This window comes from Thermanaerothrix sp. (assembly GCF_056331585.1).
Map to the genome: position 1 here is coordinate 1 of NZ_JBWGPQ010000076.1, position 2,021 is coordinate 2,021.

At 50.8% G+C, this 2,021-nt stretch carries 2 protein-coding genes; one reads left to right on the forward strand and one right to left on the reverse strand.

Annotated elements, in window-relative coordinates; genetic code table 11:
• Positions 1–128: 128 nt before the first annotated feature.
• Positions 129–677 carry a phosphatase PAP2 family protein gene (locus AC01YT_RS13595; RefSeq protein ID WP_476676287.1) on the forward strand — a complete coding sequence of 183 codons (549 nt, stop codon included), beginning with the start codon at positions 129–131 and terminating at the stop codon, positions 675–677.
• A 61-nt stretch (positions 678–738) separates the two neighbouring features.
• Here the strand turns inward: AC01YT_RS13595 and AC01YT_RS13600 are convergent, their stop codons facing one another.
• Positions 739–1,935, reverse strand: a complete 1,197-nt coding sequence (locus tag AC01YT_RS13600) for a D-alanine--D-alanine ligase family protein (RefSeq protein WP_476676289.1) — start codon at positions 1,933–1,935, stop codon at positions 739–741.
• Between the last annotated feature and the right edge of the window lie 86 nt (positions 1,936–2,021).

A 2,021-nucleotide genomic window follows, 5' to 3' on the forward strand; every position in this document is an offset into this window, starting at 1 on the left:
ATTTTCTTTTGAGTGAACGATCTTACTTCGGTAACATTTTATTTGATAGAACGCGCACCCTTGTCTATGCGTTTGGATTGTGGAATAATCACCCCGTTACTCAACCATAGCATGAATTTAATGTGAGCATGAAGCCGATCCGACGCATTCTGGAACTGGACGTTTTGCTATCCTGTGCCTTAACTCAATGGGCTAGCCGACATGGCTTGCAAAAGGTTGCTCGGTTTATCTCGCATTCGGCGGACTCTTGGGTTTGGTTGGGCATTTTTCTCTTGGTAGGGGTTCTGGTGCCATCACAACGATGTTGGGCGGGGATAGGATTTGGCGCCACGTTTTTGCTAGCGTCATTGGTGTTTATGCTCAAGGCATTAATTCGCCGTGAACGTCCACAGCCCGCAAATGATTGGATTTACGCGCTCACAGATGAACATTCCTTCCCCTCTGGTCATGCGGCGCGTGGTGTTTTTATCACTTTTTTTGCCCTTCATCTTGGGCGCCCTGAGATCTTCTTGGGGTTACTCGTTTGGGCGATTTTGGTCAGTTTGTCACGCTTGATTCTAGGGGCGCATTATGTTTCAGATGCTTTGATTGGAATGTTAATAGGGGGTATTTGGGGAGGGATTCTTCTGAATACTTGGCCAATAGTGATTTCTTTCTGTGGAATTCTGGGTTCTTAAGACGATTGAGGTGCAACCACGATAAGGGTTGCACCTCTCTTTTTCGCCCGAAAGGGATACTTTATTTGATCAGGCTTGCAGTGATCGTGGTGGTGTAGATGGGTACCCGTTGTTTGAATTGTACCAGGCGTGGAGGTTGAGCGTTTAGAAGCCCGTAGCGGGCTGCTCCAAGGTAGAGGATTTCCAAAATTAAATCTCGGTAGGTCATCCCCTCAGCGGCTGCAATCATGCACAAATCACTATATCCAGGTGAGAGACCGGGCAGAGTGTTAATCTCCATTAGGTAAGGTTTACCATCCGAACCAAGGCGAATATCTACCCGTGAGACATCAAGAGCGCCAATAGCCTTATGGGCACGAATGGCCAAATCGTTTAGTTGTTCTGCCAGGGCTTCATCTATGGCCGCGGGACAGAGATACAGCGGTGCTCCCTCTTCACCAGGGTATCGTTGTTTGGCTTCATGGCCGTAGATCCCCGGTGTTACCGAGGTCTGATGGTAGATTTCCATAATCGGGAAGCGATGAAAACCATCTTCTGCGTACCATTCGGGATGGCGGCTGTATTGGCGGGCATGGGGACCGCCTATGACGGCGACGGTAAACTCGCGTCCGGAGAGATACGTCTCCACCAGAGCGGGCTGGTGGTATGTCTCAATAACCCACCTGACACGTTGCCGGAGTTGGAGTTCATCGAAGACCACCGAATGTTCATCGGTGCCCATACCGGTACCTTCCCGAACTGGCTTGACGAAAAGTGGGTAATGTAGGTCGGGTGAGATAGGATCATCAGGGGTCTCAAATTCCTGGAAGGCTGCTGTGGGTAGATGGTGGTCGCGCCAGATGCGCTTTGTCAGTGTTTTCTCAAGCGAAATCGCACTGGTTACGACCCGGGAGGCAGTATAGGGAATTTTGAGCATTTCCAAGAGCGCGGGCACTTGGGCTTCCCGACCGTCACCTCCAAGTCCTTCTGCGATATTAAAGCAAATATCCGGGCAATATTCGTGAAGGGCTTGTGGTAGGTTGCTATCGGCTGGCAAAAAGATGGTGGTATGTCCGTCAGATTCGATGGCCTCTCGGATGGCCTGGATCGTTCTGGGGCTGTCGAACTCCGCGCCGGCGTCGGGTGGCGCATCCTCGGGTATCGGCGTTTCCCCCTTGATGTTCGCGATGACCGCTACACGCCACGGACGCACTGGGCGCGGACGAATATCAGGAGGCTTGTCGTCTTCTGCGCTTTCCTGGTTATAATGCTTGATCATAGTCATGGTTCTCCCTCGGCTAGAAATAATTGGTTTTATGGCTGGGCAGAGTATATCGCATTTGCCCCAAAATGCAAGAGGTAAAT